We start from the raw sequence: 18,514 nt of genomic DNA, 5'->3' as shown, positions 1-18,514 counted from the left end.
TCCCGCCGCACCAGGCGTCGGCCGGCCACGGCGCGTCGCCGACGCGCGTGTCCCGCAGCGTCGCGCCGGACCTGGCCGCGCTGTCCGGTTTGTCTTCTTACCTCGCTCTCACCCGCGGCGGTTAACCTCGGCTCATGGGCTCGGGCAGATCGCTGACGGTGGTGAGCCTCGGTGCGCTCGTGCTCGGCGTCGTCCTCACGCTCGCGCTGCACGTGCTGCCGCCCAGCAACGAGGTGAACATCGTGCGCCGGACGATCAGCCAGTACGCGCTCGGGCCCAACAAGTGGATCTTCGACATCGCCGTGCTGCTCATCGCGGCCGGGTCGGCCCTCGCCTTCGCCGACCTCGTCCGGCGCGGTCTCGTCCGGCCGCTCTCGCTGCCCGTCGCGTTGGGTGCGTTGTGGACGCTCAGCCTGCTCGTGGTCGTCTGGTTCACCAAGACCGACTGGACGGTCGGACCGAGCACCGGCGGGGTGATCCACCGGTGGGCCAGCGTCGTCGGGTTCGTCGCGCTGCCGCTCGCGGTGCTCCTCGTCGCCCCGACGGCGTTCGCCGCCGCACCGGGCCGGCGGCTCGCCGCGCGACTGCTCGGCGTGCTGTCGCTCTCCGGGCTCGGCGTCCTGCTCGTCGGCGTCCTGCGGATGCTCGCCGGCGGCGGGCCGTGGTGGTTGTTCGTGCCGCTCGGGCTCGTCGAGCGCTTCATGGCGCTGACCGCGGTCGCGTCGCTCGCGGTCGTGCTGGCCGGCCTGCTGGCGCGGGCAAAATCCCGCGACGAGGTGGGCGTCCCCGTTTAATCTCGACGGCGTGATGTCGACGAGCGAGGTTCTCGCGTTCGCCGCCCTGTCGCTGGTCATGATCGTGATCCCGGGGCCGAGCGTGCTGTTCACCATCGGCCGGGCGCTCACCGTCGGCCGCCGCGAGGCGCTGCTGACGGTCGCCGGCAACGCGCTGGGCGCCTACCTGCAGGTGGTCGCCGTGGCGTGTGGCGTCGGCGTGGTCGTGGAGCAGTCGGCCGCGGTGTTCACCGTGGTCAAGCTGGCCGGTGCCGCGTACCTGGTCTACCTGGGCGTGCAGGCGGTCCGCCACCGCCGCAAGGTGACCGAAGCGCTCGCCGCCTCCGTCTCCCGCATCGGCCCGGCCCGGGCGCTGCGGGACGGCGTCGTCGTCGGCTTCACCAACCCGAAGACGATCGTTTTCATGGTCGTGGCGCTGCCCGGGTTCACCGAGAACTCCGCGCAGATGCTGCTGCTCGGCGCGCTGTTCCCGATCATGGCGGTGATGTGCGACAGCGTGTGGGCCTTCGCCGCGGGCACGGCCCGCATGTGGTTCGCCCGCTCGCCGCGGCGGCTGGCCGCGATCGGCGGCACCGGCGGCCTGATGATGATCGGCCTGGGTGCGAGCCTCGCGCTGACCAACCGCCACGACTGACTCAGGGCTCGAGATCCAGCAACGCCTTCCCGCTCGGGAGGTCGAGCGGCACCGAGACGTGGTCGTGCGCGATGAGCCAGGTGCCGTCGATCCGGCGGAAGCAGCCGGTCCACCGGACCCAGGTCGCGGTCCGGTGGCCGCCGGTCAGCGTGCCACTGAGGCGGTTGAGGCTGTGCACGAACGCCACGTCACCGCTCACGGTGAGCGCGAGGTCGCGCACCTCGTAGTCGAGCTCCTGGTACGTCCCGAAGACGCGCGCCCAGTTGCCCGCCTTCGCCGCCGCCCCCAGGTGCCGCATCGGCGGCTCGATGTCGTACGACACGATGTCCGGCGCGAAGATCCGCGCCACCCGGTCGAGGTCCTTGGCGCGCACGGCCTCGACCAGCGTGTCGATCAGAGCCCGGAGGGCTGTTTCGTCGTGTTGCGTGGTCATGACCGGATGACCCGTGGCGGCCGGAAAGTGTGACCGGGCCCCGGCATGCGGCTGGGGAACGCATGTTCTAATGTTGCGTTTCCGCAGTGTTGATCAGACCAAGGAGCGTGATGGTGTCCACCCCCAGCGAGGCGAAGGAGCCGACCACCCCGGCGACGCCCGAGGTCGCGGCGGCGGCCCCGCAGACCCCGTCGGAGGCGCCCCGCAAGCGTGGCCGCAAGCCCGGCAGCACCGCCCGCAAGACCCGCACGGTCGAGCTGACCCTGACGGTCACCGGCACGATGGACGGCGAGTGGCAGGCCGAGCTGACCCAGTCCGGCACCCGCCTGCTGCAGGGCCTCGCGATCCCCGCCGCCGCCGTGTCGCGCGCCGCCGCCGAGCTGCACGAGGACATCTCCAAGGCCATCGAGGGCGTGCTGGACGCCGCCCGCGAGCAGCACCAGGCGCGCCTCGCCGAGCTGGAGGCCGAGCTGGACCAGGTGAAGGCGAAGCTCGCCAACCTGCAGGACGGTTAGCGCCCGCCGGGCGCGCCTAGACCGACCGGGCCGCCCGGTTCACGATCGCCGGCAGGGCGCGCAGCACTGCCGCCCCGCCGGCGAGCACCGTGAACAGGATCGCCAGCACGACCATCGTCCGCGGGTGGGGCACGGTCAGCGTGCCGAGCAGCCCGCGCGGGTCGGTCAGCACGTCCCACGAGTTGAACCGGAACACCCGGCCCAGCAGGATCCCGACCGCGCACAACGCGTGCAGCGACAGGTCTATCCCGAGCACCGCCCCGTGCGACAGGCCGCGTTCGGCGAGCCACCGCTCCAGCCGGACCAGCGACAGCACGTACGCCACGAAGCCGGCGCCGACGAGCAACGCGTACTGCGCGAGCAGCGCGGCCGCGAGCCAGGGCGAGTCGTGCGCCACGGCCATGTCGGCCGGGATGTGGAGGATGTCGGTCAGCACGTACGGCGCGTTGGGCAGGAACGCCACGAACACCACGCCGCCCGTCCACAACAGCCAGACCGGTCGCGGGCGGTGACCGAACAGGAACCGCGCGAGACCGAGCGGAACCAGTGCGAGCACCAGGTTCCAGCCCATCCAGCCGACGTTGCCCACCAGCGCGGACATACCATGCACGCTACCCGCGAACCCCGTCTCGAGGAGACGCGAAAAGATGACGACTCCGGCCTACGGCCCCGCTCCGGACCGCTACGACCAGATGTCCTACCGCCGTACCGGGGACAGCGGCCTGGACCTGCCCGCGATCTCGCTCGGCCTGTGGCAGAACTTCGGCACCGAGGTCTCGCTCGAGCACTGCCGGGAGATCCTGCGCCGCGCCTTCGACCGCGGCGTCACCCACTTCGACCTCGCGAACAACTACGGCCCGCCCTACGGCTCCGCCGAGGAGAACTTCGGCACGCTCATGGCGCAGGACTTCCGGCCGTTCCGGGACGAGCTGGTCATCTCCACGAAGGCCGGCTACGACATGTGGCCCGGCCCGTACGGCCAGGGCGGCGGCTCGCGCAAGTACCTGCTCGCGAGCCTCGATGCGAGCCTCGCACGGATGGGCCTGGACTACGTCGACATCTTCTACTCGCACCGCTTCGACCCGGACACGCCGCTCGACGAGACGATGGGTGCGCTCGCCACCGCGGTGGCGCGGGGCAAGGCGCTCTACGTCGGCATCTCGTCGTACTCGCCGGCGAAAACCCGTGAGGCGCACGCGCTGCTCGCCGGCATGGGCGTGCCGCTGCTGATCCACCAGCCGTCGTACTCGATGCTCAACCGCTGGATCGAGCCGGAGCTGCTGGACACGCTGGGCGAGCTCGGCGTCGGCTGCATCGGGTTCTCGCCGCTGGCGCAGGGCATGCTGACCGACCGGTACCTCGACGGGATCCCCGAGGGCTCGCGCGCCAGCCGCGACGGCTCGCTGCCGAAGGACTTCCTCAGCGAGGACAACCTGGGCCGCATCCGCGGGCTGAACGACATCGCGAAGAGCCGCGGGCAGACGCTCGCGCAGATGGCCCTGGCCTGGACCCTGCGCGACGAGCGGATGACCTCGACGCTGATCGGCGCGTCGAGCGTGCGGCAGCTGGAGGACAACCTCGCGGCCCTGGACACGCTGGAGTTCACCGACGACGAGCTGGCCGAGATCGACCGCTTCGCCGAGGAGAGCGGCATCAACCTCTGGGCCCGGTCGTCGGAAGAATGATCGCCGTCGTCGGATCCTGCAACGTGGATTTCGTCGTTCCCGTGGCGACCTTGCCGGGGCCGGGGGAGACCGTGCTCGGCGGCGACCACCTGCGCACGCCGGGCGGCAAGGGCGCCAACCAGTCGGTCGCCGCGGCCAAGCTCGGCTCGCCGGTCGCGTTCGTCGGCTGCGTGGGCGACGACTCGCTCGCGCCGACCATCGTGTCCGCATTGGACGGTGCCGGGGTGGACACGTCGTGGCTGCGCCGGGTGCCGGACGTGCCCAGCGGCATCGCGCTGATCACCGTCGCCGAGGGCGGCGAGAACACGATCGCGGTCAGCCCCGGGGCGAACGCCCGCCTCGGTCCGGCCGATATCGAGGCCGCCGGGTCGTTGCTCATGGACGCGGCGGTCATGTTGGTACAGCTGGAGATCTCGCTCGAGGTCGTCGCGGCCGCCGTGCGCGCGGCCCGCGGCCGGGTGGTGCTGAACCCGGCGCCGGCACGCGAGCTGCCGCCCGATCTCCTGTCGCAGGTGGACGTCCTGGTGCCGAACCGGTCGGAGCTGGGTGTGCTCGCGGGGGCGCCGGAACCGTCGACCCCCGACGAGGCGGCCGCGCTCGCGGCCGAGCTTTCCGGCCCGCGTGCCGTCGTGGTCACCCTGGGCGCGGACGGCGCGCTGGTGGTCGACAACGGCAAGCCCACGCACGTCCCGGCGACCGAAGTGGACGCCGTGGACGCGACCGGCGCGGGTGACGCGTTCTGCGGCGCCCTCGCTGACGGCCTGGCCCGGGGCAGCACGCTCGTCGAAGCCACCGGGTGGGCGGTCCGCGTGGCCGGCCTGTCCACCACCCGCTGGGGCGCCCAGTCGAGCCCCACCCGCGAGGAGCTCAGCTGACCACGCGGCCCTGCTCCACCAGGCGCGCCAGGCGGTCCCGCCACCAGGCAGCCCGCGCCGGGTCGGTCAGCTCGTACCGGTCCAGCAGCGCGGGGTCCGGCGTGGGCGGGACGGGCGAGACCGGGAGGTAGCCGTCCACCGGGCGCAGTGCCCGCGGCGCACCGACCACGTCGGACGTCAGCAGCGACAGGGTGCCCAGCCCGCAGGCGAACTCCAGCGACGGGAGCGCGCCCGCCAGCGCCACGCCGGCCGCCAGCCCGACGCTCGTCTCCAGCGCCGAGGACACCACGCACGGCAGCCCGCACGCCTCCGCCACCCGCAGCGCCCGCCGCACGCCGCCGAGGGGGGTGGCCTTCAGCACCGCCACGTCCGCGGCCTCCGCGACCGCCACGCGCAACGGGTCGGCGGCCCGGCGGATCGACTCGTCGGCCGCGATCCGCACGTCGACGCGGCGCCGGACGAGCGCCAGCTCCTCGATCGAGGGACACGGCTGCTCCACGTACTCCAGCCCGCCCGCCGCACGGTCCAGCACGCCGATCATGGACACCGCCGTGTCCACGTCCCACGCGCCGTTCGCGTCGCAGCGCACCAGCCCCGACGGGCCGAGCGCGTCGCGCACCGCCTCCAGCCGCTCGATGTCCGCCGGCAGCGAGGACGGCGAGTCGGCCACCTTCACCTTCACCGTCCGGCAACCCGACGACGCGGCGATCCGGTGTGCCTGCGCCGCGCCCACCGCGGGAACCGTCGCGTTGACCGGAATCCGGCCGCGCACCGGGTCCGGCCAGCCGACCGTGCACGCCTCGAGCGCGGAGGTCAGCCAGGACGCGGACTCGGCGTCGTCGTACTCCTCGAACGCGGAGAACTCGCCCCACCCGGCAGGCCCCTCGATCAGCATCCCCTCGCGCACGTCGATGCCGCGAAACCGCGTGGTGAGCGGGATCGCGAACGTCCGCGCCGTGTCGAAGTCGATCATCGTCTTCATCACGACCGACGCTATCCGATCGGGGCCGTTAGGATTTTGCGTACACCCTGTCTGAGAGGGGATGAACGCACATGACGAGGCAGCACAAGGAAGCGGCGGCGACCTCGGTTGTCGACCGATTTCCCGTGAAGCACCTGGCCAAGCCCGAGATTCGCGCCTTACCCGAACCTCCCGCGTCGACCTGGCGGATCATCGGCCCGGGGATCATCGCCGCCGGTGTCGGGCTGGCGAGCGGTGAGTTCATTCTCTTCCCCTACATCGCGTCCCAGGTCGGTCTCGTGTTCGTCTGGGCCGCGCTGGTCGGCCTGGTCACGCAGTTCTTCCTCAACATGGAGATCGAGCGGTACACGCTCGCGACGGGCGAGACCGCGCTTACCGGGTTCAGCCGGTTCTGGCGGCACTGGGGCCTGGTGTTCGCGATCCTCACGCTCCTCGCGAACCTGTGGCCCGGCTGGGCTTCCAGCTCGGCGACGCTGGTGACCTACCTGTGGGGCGGCGACGTCAAGTGGATCACGATCGGCATGCTGGTCGCGATCGGTCTCATCCTGACGCTCGCGCCGGTCGTCTACGTGGCATTGGAACGCGCGCAGATGCTCAAGGTCGCCGCGGTGCTGGTGCTGCTCCTGGTCGGCGCGTTCGTCGCGATCTCCGCCGACGCGTGGGCGGACGTCCCGAAGATCGTGACCGACGCGAGCGTGCCGACCGAGCTCGGGTTCGCGCTGCTGCTCGGCGCGCTGGCGTTCGCCGGTGCCGGCGGTGGGCAGAACCTGGTGCAGAGCAACTGGATCCGCGACAAGGGCTTCGGCATGGGCCGGTACGTGCCGCGGATCAAGAGCCCGGTGACCGGCGAGCCCGAGGCCGCGCCGAGCACCGGCTTCATCTTCGAGCCCACCGAGCAGAACCTCGGTCACTGGCGGGCGTGGTGGCGGTTCGCGAACCGTGAGCAGCTCTACACATTCGTGCTGATCACGTTCGTGACCATCCTCTTCACCTCGCTGCTTGCGTACTCGACGGTGTACGGCCGCGACGACCTCGCCAACGGCATCGACTTCCTGCAGGTCGAGGGCAACCAGCTGAGCTCGATCGTCGGCGGCTGGTTCGGCACGTTCTTCTGGGTCGTCGGTGCGTTCTCGCTGTTCGCGGCGTCGCTGGGGATCGTGGACTACAGCTCGCGGATGGTCGCGGACGTCGTGAAGACCGCGTACGCGGAGCGGGTCAAGGAGAGCACCCTCTACTTCGCCGTGGTGTGGGTGCTCGTGCTGATCGGCTGCCTGATCACGCTGGCCGGCTTCGCGCAGCCGCTGGTGCTGCTGGTGATCTCGGCGTGCGTGGGCGGCGTGATGATGTTCATCTACTCGATCCTGCTGCTCGTGCTGAACCGCAAGGTCCTGCCGGACGCGATCAAGATCCGCGGCGCGCGGGTCGTCGTGCTGGGCTGGTCGGTGGCGCTCTTCGGCGTGCTGAGTGTGCTGACGATCATCGACCAGGGCGGCAAGCTCTTCGGCTAGTGTCCCGCGGGACACTAGCTGCCCCGGACGGACCTGGCGGCGGCGTCGACCAGGTCGGCGACCGGCGCGTCGAGGGCGAGCACGACCCCGTGCTCGTCCTCGCCCAGCGGCTCGAGTGCCGCGAACTGGGAGGCGACGAGCGAGGCGGGCATGAAGTGCCCGGCTCGCCCGGCGACGCGCCGCCGCACGGTCTCCGGGTCGCCGTGCAGGTGTACGAAGAACACGTCCGGCACGTGCTCGCGCAGGACGTCGCGGTAGGCGCGCTTGAGTGCCGAGCAGCTGACGACGTCGCCGTCGCGGGCCGCCAGCCACTCGCCGATGGCGTGCAGCCACGGCACCCGGTCGGCGTCGTCGAGCGGAACGCCGGCGGACATCTTCGCGACGTTCGCCGCACTGTGAAACTCGTCCGCGTCCGCGAACGGCACGCCGAGCCGTCGCGCCAGCGCCGCGCCGACGGTCGTCTTCCCCGAGCCGGTGACCCCCATGACCACGACGTGCGTCATCGCATGTCCCTGGGCAGGAACGTGTTGAGGTTCGGCCGCCCGGCACCGTTCTTGAGCCGCTGCTCGATGATGTCGCGGACGGTGTACGCGCGGTCGGTCGGAAAGATCCACTCGCCTCGTGGCGTACCCAGCCGCAGGACCGGGCCCGGGGTGAGCTCGATCTGCACCAGCGGGCACTCCTGCAGCCGGTGCGTGCGCCCGCGCCGCAGGTACTCGGCCTTCACCGAGGTGACCTCCCGCAGCGCGCAGGACAGGCTCGATGTCTGCACGTGCCGGTCCGGGCGGTCCCACCGGTCCTTGATGACGATCTGGACCTTGTCCGCGTCCACCTCGATCCTGGCCGGATGGTTTCGGGCGTCGAAGCTCGCATCGAGGCCGGCTGCCATGACCTCCTCCGGACCGACCTGGTCCTCGGCCATGACTTTCGCATGCCAGGCCAGTGCCCAACCGATGACCACCGCCGTGCCGACACCGAACAAGCCCAGCGCGGCCGGCTGGTACGACCCTACGTTGTTGTTCGACGCGATGCAGGCGAACAGGAAGGCGACCGCGCCGAACCTGGCCGCGCTCCGCGACCACGCATGCGGTCTGCCCGCGTTGTGACCGACCGCGACGTAGGCGTACCCGACGAGCAGCGCCTCGAACGACAGCAGGAGCGCCATGTCGTAGCCGGGCCAGCCGTTGCGCAGGCACAGCCACACGGAGACCCCGACCGCCGACAGCACCGGCAGGAACACGCCGATCGTGTAGCGCCGCCAGTACCGCCGCAGGTACGCGTGCACGTCAGCCGTCATCGAGCGTGCCCTGCACCCGCCACCTGGGCGTACTCGGTGGCGGCGCCGGCGGCGGATCGCGGCGGGCGACGGCCTGGTCCGCCTTCGACAGCTCGGGGTCCTGTGTGGACAGATAGGCGCCCTTGGCGCCCGACGTGAGCACGTTCTTGGCGAGGATCTCGAGCGCTTGCCTGATGCCGTCCAGCTCCCTCGACACGACCGCCAGCCGCCTGGACACCTGGGCCAGCCTCTCGATGAGCTCGTGCGCGACCTTCGACGCCTCGAGGTAGCTCTCGTAGGCGGCCCAGGCGAGCGAGGCGCCACCGGTGTAGGGCGCCAGGGCGAAGTACTTCGCCATCGTCTTGATCAGCCACAGGACGAACTCCGCGATCAGGTCGCGGATGGTGCCCCGCAGGGTCGACACGATCGCCGCGTCGACGGTCAGCGCGCTGGCCTGGCCGGCGCAGGCGAGGCCGCGTGCCTTGATGTCCTCCGCGCGTGGCAGCACGGTCTCGAAGAACGCGTTGAACGAGCCCGACCCGCCCGCGACGTACGTCGGCACGTCGGACAGCGAGTCGGCGTGGTCCGCGGCGAGCTGGTCGAGGTCGCGTGCCGCCTGCCGCCACGTCTCGACCGCGTCCTCCACGACCTGCGGGTCGCCGGCCGTGACGTCGAGGAACCAGTCCAGGAAGCCGATGTGCTCCATCAGCCAGCTGACGACCGAGCCGGCGAGCGCCTTGATCGGGCTTTCCAGCACGCCCAGCATGTCCAACCCGAGCGTCACGCCGTTGGCGACCAGGGAGAAGGCGTCGTCCTGCTCGATGGACCTGACGATCTGCGCCACCGAGTCGGCCGGGCCGCCGCCGGCGTACGACGCGTCCCAGTCGTCGCCGCCGACGTTGACGAGGTTATCCACGGCCGCCGCCCTTCGTGAGCCGGTCGGCCTGGGCCTGGTCGACGTCGTCGAACGAGCTCGCGACGGCGTCGGCGTCGGTCGAGTCGATCTCCAGGTGGCGTGCGGTGCCGCGGAGCTTGCCGATCAGGGCCTGTACGTGGGTCTGGAGGTCGCCGCAGTAGGCGCGGTGGATCAGGCCGAGCGCGTCGATGTCGAGGTTGATCGCGCTCGCGTCGGTGGCCACCTGGTTCATGCGGTCCGCCCGGTCCCGCGCGCCGCGGCCCCACGTGCGCAGCTCGTCGGTCTCGACGTGGGTATCGTCGCCGGTCATCGGCCGCCGCCGGAACGCTTGCGCAGGACCGAGCCGTACTCATCCCCGGGATCGCGACGGACGGGTCTGGCCGGCTCGGCCTCCGGCATGAACCGGCGGATGAACTCCATGGTGGACTCGCCGGCGGTGTCGCGGAGCGAGTCGGTCAGCTTCGCGGACACCTGGCGCTGCGCGGCCCGGACCGCGGACATGACGAGCGGGCCGAGTGCTTCCGGCTTGTGGCCGGCCGCCTTCGCGGAGAACGAGATGTCCTGCAGCGCGCCGGTCGGCGACAGCGTCACGGTCACGGCCCCGTCGGGCGACGAGGCCGTCGCCGAGGCGGCGGCGAGCCCGGCGCGCAGCCGCTCGGCCCGCGCCTCGATGCCCGACGCCTGCTCGCGCAGCGTGCGCAGCACCTCGTCGTGATCCATCCCGTCGAACGGATTCGGCTGCACGCGGCCTCCCCAGAATTCCGGCGCGGCACGGCCACGCCCCCCTGCAGGCAGGCTAGCGCACGGCGGTGACGTTCGGTGGCGAGGCCCGTACGCCCGGTGTGATGCCGGCCGCCGAAACGGCCGGCACCACACCGGGGTCAGCGCCCGGACTGGTACAGCGACGCCACCTCGGCGTCCGGCAGGGCCCGGTCGTAGACGTGCACCTGGTCGATCGCACCGCGCCAGAAGTCCACCGGGTTGCCGCCGAACTTCGCGCGGCCGATCACCGTGTGGCCGGTGGCGTCGCTGCCCACGCACGCGGTCTGCGTGCCGGCCAACTGGCCGTCGACGTACAGCTTCAGCGTGCCCGACACGACGTCGCGGACGCCGACCAGGTGGTACCAGCGGCCGGTCTCCGGTGGGGCGGGCGCGAGGGCACGCACGCCGACGAAGCTGAACGCGAACCGGTTGTCCGCCCCGGAGTACTGCAGGAAGAACCCGCTGTCCGCCGAGCCGTCCTGGCTCACCGCGGTCGCGAAGCCGCCGAGGCTGTCGAGCTTGACCCACGCCGCGACCGAGTAGTTGCCGGTCGTGTCCAGCAGCGCGCGCCCGGTGTCCACATGCGACCCGTCACCCGCGAACCCCAGCGCGGGCCCCGAGTGGCCGGCCGTCCACGTCGGACTGCCGGCGAACGTCGCGTCCGCGTCGCCCACCGCGTCCGCGGTCGTCGTGCCCGCGTTCTCGTCGAACGGGTAGTAGTGGATGCCGTCCGGGCCGGGCGTGCCGGGCGGGGGCGGCTCGGTGCCGCCGCCGGAGCCGTCCGCGCCCGCGATGATCTCCTGGTTGACCGCCCGAACCTGGTCGAAGTCCATCTTCTCCACCTGCCGGTCATAGGTGAAGAAGCCGTTGACCTCGTGCTCCACGTCGGTGATCTGCGTGTAGATCGCCCCGGAGATCCCGCAGCTCTGCGCCGATTTCAGCACGTCCCGCTGGTTCTCGACGTAGCGCCGGGTGAGCGTCGCGGAGTCCGGCTCCATCTCGTACGCGTGCCCCTCGCCGAACCACATGTGGCCGTCGACCTCGAGGCCGAACCCGCCGTGCTCGCCGTCGACGGACACGCGCCGCTCGTCGGGCACCGGCTGCGCGGGCCCGACGTAGGCGTGGTGGTCGATCATGTCACCGCGCCCGGAGTCGCCGTGCGAGGCGCAGCAGTTGACCCCGCTGTGCGCGTTCACCAGCCGGCTCGGGTCCTGCGCCTTGACCTCGTCGGCGATCCGCCCGGTCTCGGTTCGGTCCCACTCGCCCCAGCCCTCGTTGAACGGCACCCACGCCACGACCGACGTCCAGCTGTTGTGCTGGTCCACCATCGTGTGCAGCTGGCGCTCGAACTCCGCGCGGGCGTCCGGCGGCGGGGTCTCGTCTGACGTCTTCATCGCCGGCATGTCCTGCCACACCAGCAAACCGAGCTGGTCCGCGGCGTAGAACCAGCGGTCCGGCTCCACCTTGATGTGCTTGCGGACCGCGTTGAACCCCATCCGCTTGTGCTGCTCGAGGTCGAACCGCAGCGCCTCGTCGGTCGGTGCGGTGTGGATGCCGTCCGGCCAGAACCCCTGGTCCAGCGTGGCCATGTGGAAGAGGATCCGGCCGTTCAGCGTCATCCGCAGCTTGCCGTCCGCACCCGGCGTCATGCCGATCTCGCGCATGCCGAAGTACGAGCCGACCGAGTCCAGCCGCTGCCCGCGGCCGTCGACGAGCGTCACCTTCAGGTCGTAGAGGAACGGCGAGTCGGGCGACCACGGCTTCGCGTCGGGCACCGGCAGCCGCAGCTCGCCGTTGGCCGGACCGGTGACGCGGCCGACCTCGCGGCCGCTGTCGTACGCCACGGCCTCGACGGTCGCGGCGGCCGGCGTGCGCGCGGTCAGCGACAGGCTGCCGTCGGCGAGGTGCGGGGTCAGGTCGAGCTTCGTGACGTGGTTGGCGGACACGGGTTCCAGCCACACCGTCTGCCAGATGCCGGAGCTCGCGGTGTAGAAGATGCCGCGGTCGGGCACCCGGCGCTGCTTGCCGATCGGCTGCCAGGTCGCGTCGGTGAGGTCCTCGACGCCGACGATCAGCTCCTGCGGGCCCTTCTTCACCAGCGCGTCGGTGATGTCCACACCGAACTTGTCGTACCCGCCGCGGTGCGTGGTCACCTTGCGGCCGTTGACGTACACGGTGGTGTCGTAGTCGACCGCCCCGAAGTTCAGTACCAGCCGCCGCATGGCCTTGCCGATCTTCCACTTGGCCGGCACGTCGAACGTGCGCCGGTACCACATGCGGTCCTCGCTGCGCTGGATGCCGGAGAGCGCGGACTCGATCGGGTACGGCACCAGGACCCGCTCGCCGAGCGACTGGCCGACCGGCGGCGTGGCCAGGTCGTCGGCCCCGGCGAACTCCCAGACACCGTTGAGGTTCTGCCAGCGATCCCGGGTCAGCTGCGGGCGCGGGTACTCGGGGTGGGCGTTGTCCGGGCCCACCTGGTCGGTCCACGGCGTGGACAGCGGCGGGGTGCCGGGGTGCCACACCGGGTCGGCGGTCGCGGACGTGGGCATCGCTGGCATCAGTGCCACGGTAGTGACGATCGCCGTGAGCGCACCGAGCACCCTTCTTCGTACGGTCGGTTCGCTGGGGGTCTGCATGGCAGGGTCGACCTCCTGGTTATCGCCGCCCCCGGAGGTAGGCGCGGCTGAGATAGGCCTGGACCGCGACGACGACGGCCAGGAACGCGCCGCTGACCACCGACTGGTAGTGCGAGGACAGCGTGCCGATCTGGTTGATGACGTTCTGGATGACACGCAGCAGCAGCACGCCGGCGAGCGTGCCGCCGACCGTGCCGGCGCCGCCGGTGAGCAGCGTGCCGCCGATGACGACCGCCGCGATCGCCTCGAGCTCCAGGCCCTCGCCGACGATCGTCACGCCCGAGGCGGAGTACGCGGCCGCGAGCGCGCCGGCGAGCCCGGCCAGCAGCCCGCTCGCGACGTAGAGCAGCATCGTGTTGCGGGCCACCGGAAGGCCCATCAGCGTGGCCGCCTCCTGGCTGCCGCCGATCGCGAACACCGAGTGGCCGAACCGGGTGCGCTGCAGGACGACCACGCCGGCCGCGAACAGCACGATCGTGACCCACACGGGGACGCCGAGACCCAGGAACGTGCCCTGGCCGATCTCGGTGAGCCAGTCGTCGCGCGGCATCAGCCGGGTCGTCGAGCCCTCGTCGGTGATCGCGAGCAGCAGCCCGCGCGCGCCGAGCAGCGTGGCCAGCGTGACGATGAACGGCGCCAGGCGGCCGTACGCGACGAGCGCGCCGTTCAGCAGCCCGATCGCGCCGCACACCGCGAGCGGCAGCAACAGCCCGACGAGGCTGCCGTACTGGATGCCCCACGCGGCCAGCACGCCGCCGAGCGCGTACACCGAGCCGACGGACAGGTCGATGCCCCCCGAGATGATCACGAACGTCATACCGAGCGCGACGATCGCGAGGAAGCTGCTCTGGATCGCGATGTTCTCCACGTTGTCGACCGTCGCGAACGAGTCGAACGTGAACGACGCGACCAGCACGACGAGCGCGAGCACCACGATCGACCCGCGCCGCTGCACGAGCGCGGCGAGCCACTCCTTGCGCGTCATCTCGGCGGTCGCGGCCGAGCCGGCCCCGACGGTGTGCGCCTGCTTGATCGCGGTCACCGGCCACCCGCTTTCGCCCGCTGCAGGTACACCGCGACCACGATGATCACGGCCTGGACGATCTGCGCCGTGGAGTCCGGCAGGTCGTGCTTGATGAGCGTCGCCGTGATGAGCTGCATCAGCAGCGCGCCGGCGACCGTGCCGAGGATGCGCACCCGGCCACCGGACAGCGGCGTGCCGCCGACCACGACCGCGGTGATCGCGGACAGCTCGTACAGGTTTCCGATGGCCGACGGGTCCGAGGCGGTCAGCCGCGCGGTCGCGACGATGCCGGCGATCGCCGCGAGCACGCCGCTAGCCACGTAGGTCGCCATCAGCACCCGGCGGACCGGCAGACCGGCGAGCGCGCTCGCGGACCGGTTGCCGCCGACCGCGACCAGCTGGCGGCCGAACGTCGTGTACCGCACCAGCAGCCAGACGAGCGCGGCGAGCACGGCGGCGATCCAGACGACGAGCGGGATGCCGAGGAGCTTGCCGGAGCCGAGGTCGAGCAGGTCGGCGTTGCGGATGTCCTTGAGCTGCCCGTTCGCGAACACGAGTGCCAGGCCGCGGCCACCGACCAGCAGCGCGAGCGTCGCGACGATCGGCTGGATGCCGACGACCGCGACCAGGGTTCCGTTGAGCAGCCCGCACAGCGCGCCGGCGACGAGCGCGAGCCCGATCGCCGGGACGATGCCATAGCCCAGGTACAGCGGCAGGATCGCCGCGGCGATGGCCATCACTGAGCCGACCGACAGGTCCACGCCCTCGGTGCCGATCACCAGCGCCATGCCGAGCGCGACGATCAGGACCGGGGCGACCTGCACGAGCTGGGTGCTCAGGTTCGCGAACGAGGCGAAGTTCTCGGTGAACGCGAGGTTGTAGGCGATGAGCAGGACGATCGCGGCGTAGACCCCGTTGTCCCGTATCCAGGCCCGGGTCCCGGTCGTGCCGCGCGGAGCGGCGACTGTGCTATCCATCCGTTTCCCCAGCGGTCTCCCGGGCGGTCTGCTCAGCGTCTTCCCCGGCGTCTTCCCCGGCGTCTTCCTCGGCCAGCGCGGCCAGCAGCGCGGACTCGTTGACCTCGGCACCCGCAAGCCGCGCGACGACCTTTCCCTCGCGCAGCACCACGATCGCGTCCGAGCCCTCGATGACCTCGTCGAACTCCGAGGAGATCAGCACCACGCCGAGCCCGTCCGCGGCCAGCTCGTCGACCAGTGCCTGCACCTCGGCCTTGGCGCCGACGTCGATGCCGCGGGTCGGCTCGTCGAGCAGCAGGACCTTCGGCTGCGTGCACAGCAGCCGGGCGAGCAGCACCTTCTGCTGGTTGCCGCCGGACAGCTCGCCGACGCGCTGGTCCGGGCTCGCGGCCTTGATCCGCAGCCGCTTCATGAACGTCCGCACGATCGAGTCCTGCCGGCCGCGCGAGACGATGCCCGCCGCGGAGAGCCGGGGGAGCGCGGCGAGCACGATGTTCTCCCGCACCGACAGGTCCGGCAGGATCCCGTCGGCCTTGCGGTCCTCGGGCAGCATCACCACGCCGGCGCGCATCGCGGCGGCGACCGACCCGGTGCGCAACCGCTTGCCGCCGACGGTGATCGCGCCCCTGTCGAGCGGCAGCGCGCCGGCGATCGCCATCGCGGTCTCGCTGCGGCCGGCGCCGAGCAGCCCGCCCAGCCCGACGATCTCGCCCGGCCGGACCGTGACGTCCACGTCGTCGAGCCGGTGCTTGGCGGTCAGCCCCGTCGCGGCGAGCACGGGCTCGGTCTGCGCCGCGGTGTGCTCGCCCTCGAACTTCGTGGCCCCCTCGCGCCGGACCTCCTCCAGGTCCCGGCCGAGCATCAGCGCGACGAGCTTGAGCCGGGGCAGGTCCGCGAGCGGTCCGTTGTGGACGAGCCGGCCGTCGCGCAGCACGGTGACGCGGTCGCAGATCCGGTACAGCTCGTCGAGCCGGTGGCTGACGTAGAGCACCGCGACGCCGTCGGCCTTGAGCCGCTCGACGATGGCGAACAGCGTGTCGACCTCGCGTGGCTCGAGCGAGGAGGTCGGCTCGTCCAGGATCACCACGCGGGCGCGGGTGTCCGCCGCGCGCGCCACCGCGACCATCTGCTGCACGCCCATGCCGAGCGTGCGCAGCGGCCGGGTGACGTCGACGTGCACGCCGTAGGAGTCGAGCAGGCCCTGGGCGCGGCGGTTCATCTCGCCGAAGTCGACCAGCCCGAACCGGGTCCGCGGCTCGCGGCCGAGGAACAGGTTGCTTGCCACCGACTGCAGCGGCACCAGGTTGACCTCCTGGTACACCGTGCTGATGCCGGCGGCCTGCGCGTCGAGCGGTCGTCCGAAGTGGACTGTCCGGTCCGCGTAGGTCAGCGTGCCGTCGTCCGGGGCGTAGACCCCGGTGAGCACCTTGATCAACGTCGACTTGCCGGCGCCGTTCTCGCCGACCAGCGCGTGCACCTCACCGGCTCGTAACTCGATGTCCACATCGGACAGCGCGACGACCCCGGGGAACCGCTTGCCGATCGCCGTGGCGGTAAGCACCGATGCCATGTCAGTACGCGTTCGCGACCTCGGCGGAGGCGTTGTCCTTGCCGTAGAGCTTGTCGCTGATCACGACGTTCTGCGCCACCTCGTCGCCGGTCAGGAACTTCTGCAGCGTCGCGAAGGCGAGCGGGCCGAAGCGCGGGTTGGACTCGACGACCGCGAGCATCTCGCCGTCCACGATCTTCTGCACGGCGTTGCGGGTGCCGTCGATCGAGACGAGCTGGACGTCGCTGCCCGGGGCCTTGCCCGCGCTCTTGAGCGCCACGAGCGCGCCGAGCGCCATCTCGTCGTTCTCCGCGTAGACGCCGTTGATGTCCGGCTGGGCCTGGATGATCTGCTCCATGACCTGCTGGCCCTTGTCGCGGGCGAACTCGCCGGTCTGCTGGGCGACGATCTCGACGTCGGGCGCGATGTTCTTCATCTCGTCGACGAAGCCCTTGGTGCGGTCGGTGGTCACGTTGTTGCCGGAGGAGCCGAGCAGGATCGCGACCTTGCCCTTGTTGTCCAGTCCCTTGGCCATCTCCTGGGCGGCGCGCTTGCCCTGCTCGACGAAGTCCGAGCCGAGGAAGGCCACGTAGTCCTCGCACGCCTTCGAGTTGACCTTGCGGTCGATCGTGAGCACCGGGATGTCCTTGGCGCGGGCGGCGTCCAGCGCCGGCTCGAGCCCGTCGGAGTTGAGCGGCGCGACGATCAGCGCCTGGGCGCCCTTGTTGATCATGTCCTGGATGTCGGAGATCTGCTTGCTCAGCTGGGAGTTCGCGTTGGTGGTGAGCAGCTGCTTGACGCCGACCTTGCTGGCCTCGTCCTTGATCGACTGCGTCTCGGCGATCCGGAACGGGTTCGCTTCCTTCTCCGACTGCGAGAACCCGACGACCGCGTTCTTCAGGTCGAGCTTCTCCCCGCCGTACTGCTCGAGCGTGCAGGTTGGACCGTCGTCCTTCGGCTGCTCCGCGACCTGAGCGCCGCCGGTGCCCTGGGTTTCGCTGCCACCGCCCTCGTCCTCGGACTTGGTGCAGGCGCTGAGCGCGAGCACCGCACACAGCACGGCGGCGCCGGCGAGGCGGGCGGGGTGCGTGGCGCGGATCGAATGGAAGGACGCCATTGGCTCACTCCTGGCCGTCACGGAGGCCGCCCCCGATCGGCAACCTCGCCGATCAAATTCAGTCACATCCGAAACTTACCTGTCAAGATCTGCACAAATAACGGACATGTTCGATCAGAGGTCGAACAAATATTTCCTCCGCCGACCGGCCTAGCGGGCGGGCCGCCATGTGGTCGGCTCGCCCGGCAAAGTGCCAGCTAGCCGGGCGGACGCTCGATTGCGTGGATCTCGGCGCCTGCTCGCGGGCCGGAGTCGCGGTGCCGAGCCCCGTCGGCGGCGCGGGCAGTGTGGTGCGGTACGGCCCCATCGACGCGACTCGCGGGCCGGTCTGTCCCAGGTGGAGAAAAGTCGATTGATCTGATCTTCCGCGCGGGATGTGTGATGTTCGATCGTGTGTTCGCGGCGGCCTCGAGCGCCTCGAACCTGCGTGTCGCGGACGCCGCCATTCCGGCCGGCGACGATCTTGGGGGTGAACATCCGACCACCGTGACATCTTGCGCGTGTGGGGACGCCGTCTGTAGGGTCGGGAAAGCGCTTGCCGGAAAGCGCTTTCCTGCATCCTCGACCCCCCAAGGTGGTGGGCGAAATGTCAAGAACGAGACGGTGGCTCGTCACGATCGCCGGTGTCGCGCTGGTCGCGGGCCTGGCCGGCCCGCCGGCCGCGGCCGCGGCGCCCCTCGACACCGGATCGGCTGGTGCCGCGACCGGCCAGGCGAGCGAGGGCGCGGCGGACGAACCCATCCAGGACCCGCTGCCCGACCCGGTCCAGTCCGGCCTCGGCATCACCGTCGAGGAGTTCGCCCAGTTCCCCAAGACCGAACCCGTTCC

The 18,514-nt window shown here is 71.2% G+C and carries 19 protein-coding genes and 1 pseudogene; 7 read left to right on the top strand and 13 right to left on the bottom strand.

The features are described from left to right. The first annotated feature begins 134 nt into the window (after nt 1-134). Both VH969_RS24220 and VH969_RS24215 read left to right on the top strand, forming a co-directional pair. On the top strand, nt 135-794 hold the full coding sequence (locus VH969_RS24220) for a DUF998 domain-containing protein (protein ID WP_331978068.1): 660 nt from the start codon (nt 135-137) through the stop codon (nt 792-794). A 10-nt stretch (nt 795-804) separates the two neighbouring features. Beyond that, a complete protein-coding gene (locus VH969_RS24215) occupies nt 805-1,428 on the top strand; it encodes a LysE family translocator (protein WP_331978066.1) in 624 nt (207 codons plus the stop codon). A 1-nt stretch (nt 1,429) separates the two neighbouring features. Here VH969_RS24215 and VH969_RS24210 read toward each other — a convergent pair whose 3' ends face one another. Then, complete coding sequence (locus VH969_RS24210; RefSeq protein ID WP_331978064.1) at nt 1,430-1,861, bottom strand: YybH family protein; 432 nt, start codon at nt 1,859-1,861, stop codon at nt 1,430-1,432. A 110-nt stretch (nt 1,862-1,971) separates the two neighbouring features. On the opposite strand from VH969_RS24210, the gene VH969_RS24205 reads away from it, so the two are divergent. Then, entirely contained in the window at nt 1,972-2,376 is a 405-nt protein-coding gene (locus VH969_RS24205; protein WP_331978062.1) for a DUF6319 family protein, read from the top strand. Nucleotides 2,377-2,392: 16 nt separating this feature from the next. On the opposite strand, the gene VH969_RS24200 is transcribed toward VH969_RS24205, so the two are convergent. Continuing rightward, nucleotides 2,393-2,977 carry a DUF1361 domain-containing protein gene (locus VH969_RS24200; protein ID WP_331978060.1) on the bottom strand — a complete coding sequence of 195 codons (585 nt, stop codon included), beginning with the start codon at nt 2,975-2,977 and terminating at the stop codon, nt 2,393-2,395. Between the two features lie 46 nt (nt 2,978-3,023). Here VH969_RS24200 and mgrA point away from each other — a divergent pair, with 46 nt between their 5' ends. Next, nucleotides 3,024-4,061 carry an L-glyceraldehyde 3-phosphate reductase gene (gene mgrA, locus VH969_RS24195; protein ID WP_331978058.1) on the top strand — a complete coding sequence of 346 codons (1,038 nt, stop codon included), beginning with the start codon at nt 3,024-3,026 and terminating at the stop codon, nt 4,059-4,061. A gap of 41 nt (nt 4,062-4,102) precedes the next feature. Further along, complete coding sequence (locus VH969_RS24190; RefSeq protein ID WP_331978056.1) at nt 4,103-4,936, top strand: ribokinase; 834 nt, start codon at nt 4,103-4,105, stop codon at nt 4,934-4,936. Here the strand turns inward: VH969_RS24190 and VH969_RS24185 are convergent. Further along, complete coding sequence (locus tag VH969_RS24185) at nt 4,929-5,918, bottom strand: o-succinylbenzoate synthase (RefSeq protein ID WP_331978054.1); 990 nt, start codon at nt 5,916-5,918, stop codon at nt 4,929-4,931. The two genes, VH969_RS24190 and VH969_RS24185, sit on opposite strands and share 8 nt — an antisense overlap. A 71-nt stretch (nt 5,919-5,989) precedes the next feature. Here VH969_RS24185 and VH969_RS24180 point away from each other — a divergent pair, with 71 nt between their 5' ends. Continuing rightward, nucleotides 5,990-7,426, top strand: a complete 1,437-nt coding sequence (locus VH969_RS24180) for an Nramp family divalent metal transporter (protein WP_331978052.1) — start codon at nt 5,990-5,992, stop codon at nt 7,424-7,426. A gap of 14 nt (nt 7,427-7,440) precedes the next feature. On the opposite strand, the gene VH969_RS24175 is transcribed toward VH969_RS24180, so the two are convergent. The 10 genes from VH969_RS24175 to VH969_RS24130 all read right to left on the bottom strand — a co-directional run bounded on the left by VH969_RS24175 (nt 7,441) and on the right by VH969_RS24130 (nt 17,686). After that, nucleotides 7,441-7,929, bottom strand: coding sequence for a gluconokinase (locus tag VH969_RS24175; RefSeq protein WP_331978050.1), 489 nt, complete (start codon nt 7,927-7,929; stop codon nt 7,441-7,443). Next, entirely contained in the window at nt 7,926-8,723 is a 798-nt protein-coding gene (locus VH969_RS24170; protein WP_331978048.1) for a hypothetical protein, read from the bottom strand. Before VH969_RS24170 ends, VH969_RS24175 begins: the two co-directional genes overlap by 4 nt. Next, nucleotides 8,713-9,618, bottom strand: a complete 906-nt coding sequence (locus tag VH969_RS24165) for a hypothetical protein (protein WP_331978046.1) — start codon at nt 9,616-9,618, stop codon at nt 8,713-8,715. Before VH969_RS24165 ends, VH969_RS24170 begins: the two co-directional genes overlap by 11 nt. After that, the gene (locus tag VH969_RS24160) at nt 9,611-9,928 is read right to left on the bottom strand and encodes a hypothetical protein (RefSeq protein ID WP_331978044.1); all 318 of its coding nucleotides are present in this window, start codon (nt 9,926-9,928) and stop codon (nt 9,611-9,613) included. The genes VH969_RS24165 and VH969_RS24160 overlap by 8 nt, the downstream gene beginning before the upstream one ends. Continuing rightward, nucleotides 9,925-10,362, bottom strand: coding sequence for a YbaB/EbfC family nucleoid-associated protein (locus tag VH969_RS24155; protein WP_331978042.1), 438 nt, complete (start codon nt 10,360-10,362; stop codon nt 9,925-9,927). The genes VH969_RS24160 and VH969_RS24155 overlap by 4 nt, the downstream gene beginning before the upstream one ends. Nucleotides 10,363-10,499: 137 nt before the next feature. After that, a complete protein-coding gene (locus tag VH969_RS24150; RefSeq protein WP_414638611.1) occupies nt 10,500-13,019 on the bottom strand; it encodes a LamG-like jellyroll fold domain-containing protein in 2,520 nt (839 codons plus the stop codon). 19 nt (nt 13,020-13,038) lie between these two features. Beyond that, entirely contained in the window at nt 13,039-14,004 is a 966-nt protein-coding gene (locus VH969_RS24145; RefSeq protein ID WP_331978070.1) for an ABC transporter permease, read from the bottom strand. A gap of 53 nt (nt 14,005-14,057) precedes the next feature. Continuing rightward, nucleotides 14,058-15,020, bottom strand: coding sequence for an ABC transporter permease (locus tag VH969_RS24140; protein WP_331978038.1), 963 nt, complete (start codon nt 15,018-15,020; stop codon nt 14,058-14,060). Continuing rightward, complete coding sequence (locus tag VH969_RS24135) at nt 15,013-16,590, bottom strand: sugar ABC transporter ATP-binding protein (RefSeq protein WP_331978036.1); 1,578 nt, start codon at nt 16,588-16,590, stop codon at nt 15,013-15,015. The genes VH969_RS24140 and VH969_RS24135 overlap by 8 nt, the downstream gene beginning before the upstream one ends. 1 nt (nt 16,591) lies before the next feature. Continuing rightward, the gene (locus VH969_RS24130; RefSeq protein WP_331978034.1) at nt 16,592-17,686 is read right to left on the bottom strand and encodes an ABC transporter substrate-binding protein; all 1,095 of its coding nucleotides are present in this window, start codon (nt 17,684-17,686) and stop codon (nt 16,592-16,594) included. A 586-nt stretch (nt 17,687-18,272) separates the two neighbouring features. Between VH969_RS24130 and VH969_RS24125 the strand changes: the two are divergent. Next, nucleotides 18,273-18,514: pseudogene (locus VH969_RS24125) on the top strand (hypothetical protein); the annotation flags it as partial.

The sequence above is a fragment of the Actinophytocola sp. genome (assembly GCF_036555685.1).
Lineage (GTDB): Bacteria > Actinomycetota > Actinomycetes > Mycobacteriales > Pseudonocardiaceae > Actinophytocola.
This window is presented reverse-complemented; position numbering and strand designations above follow the sequence as displayed.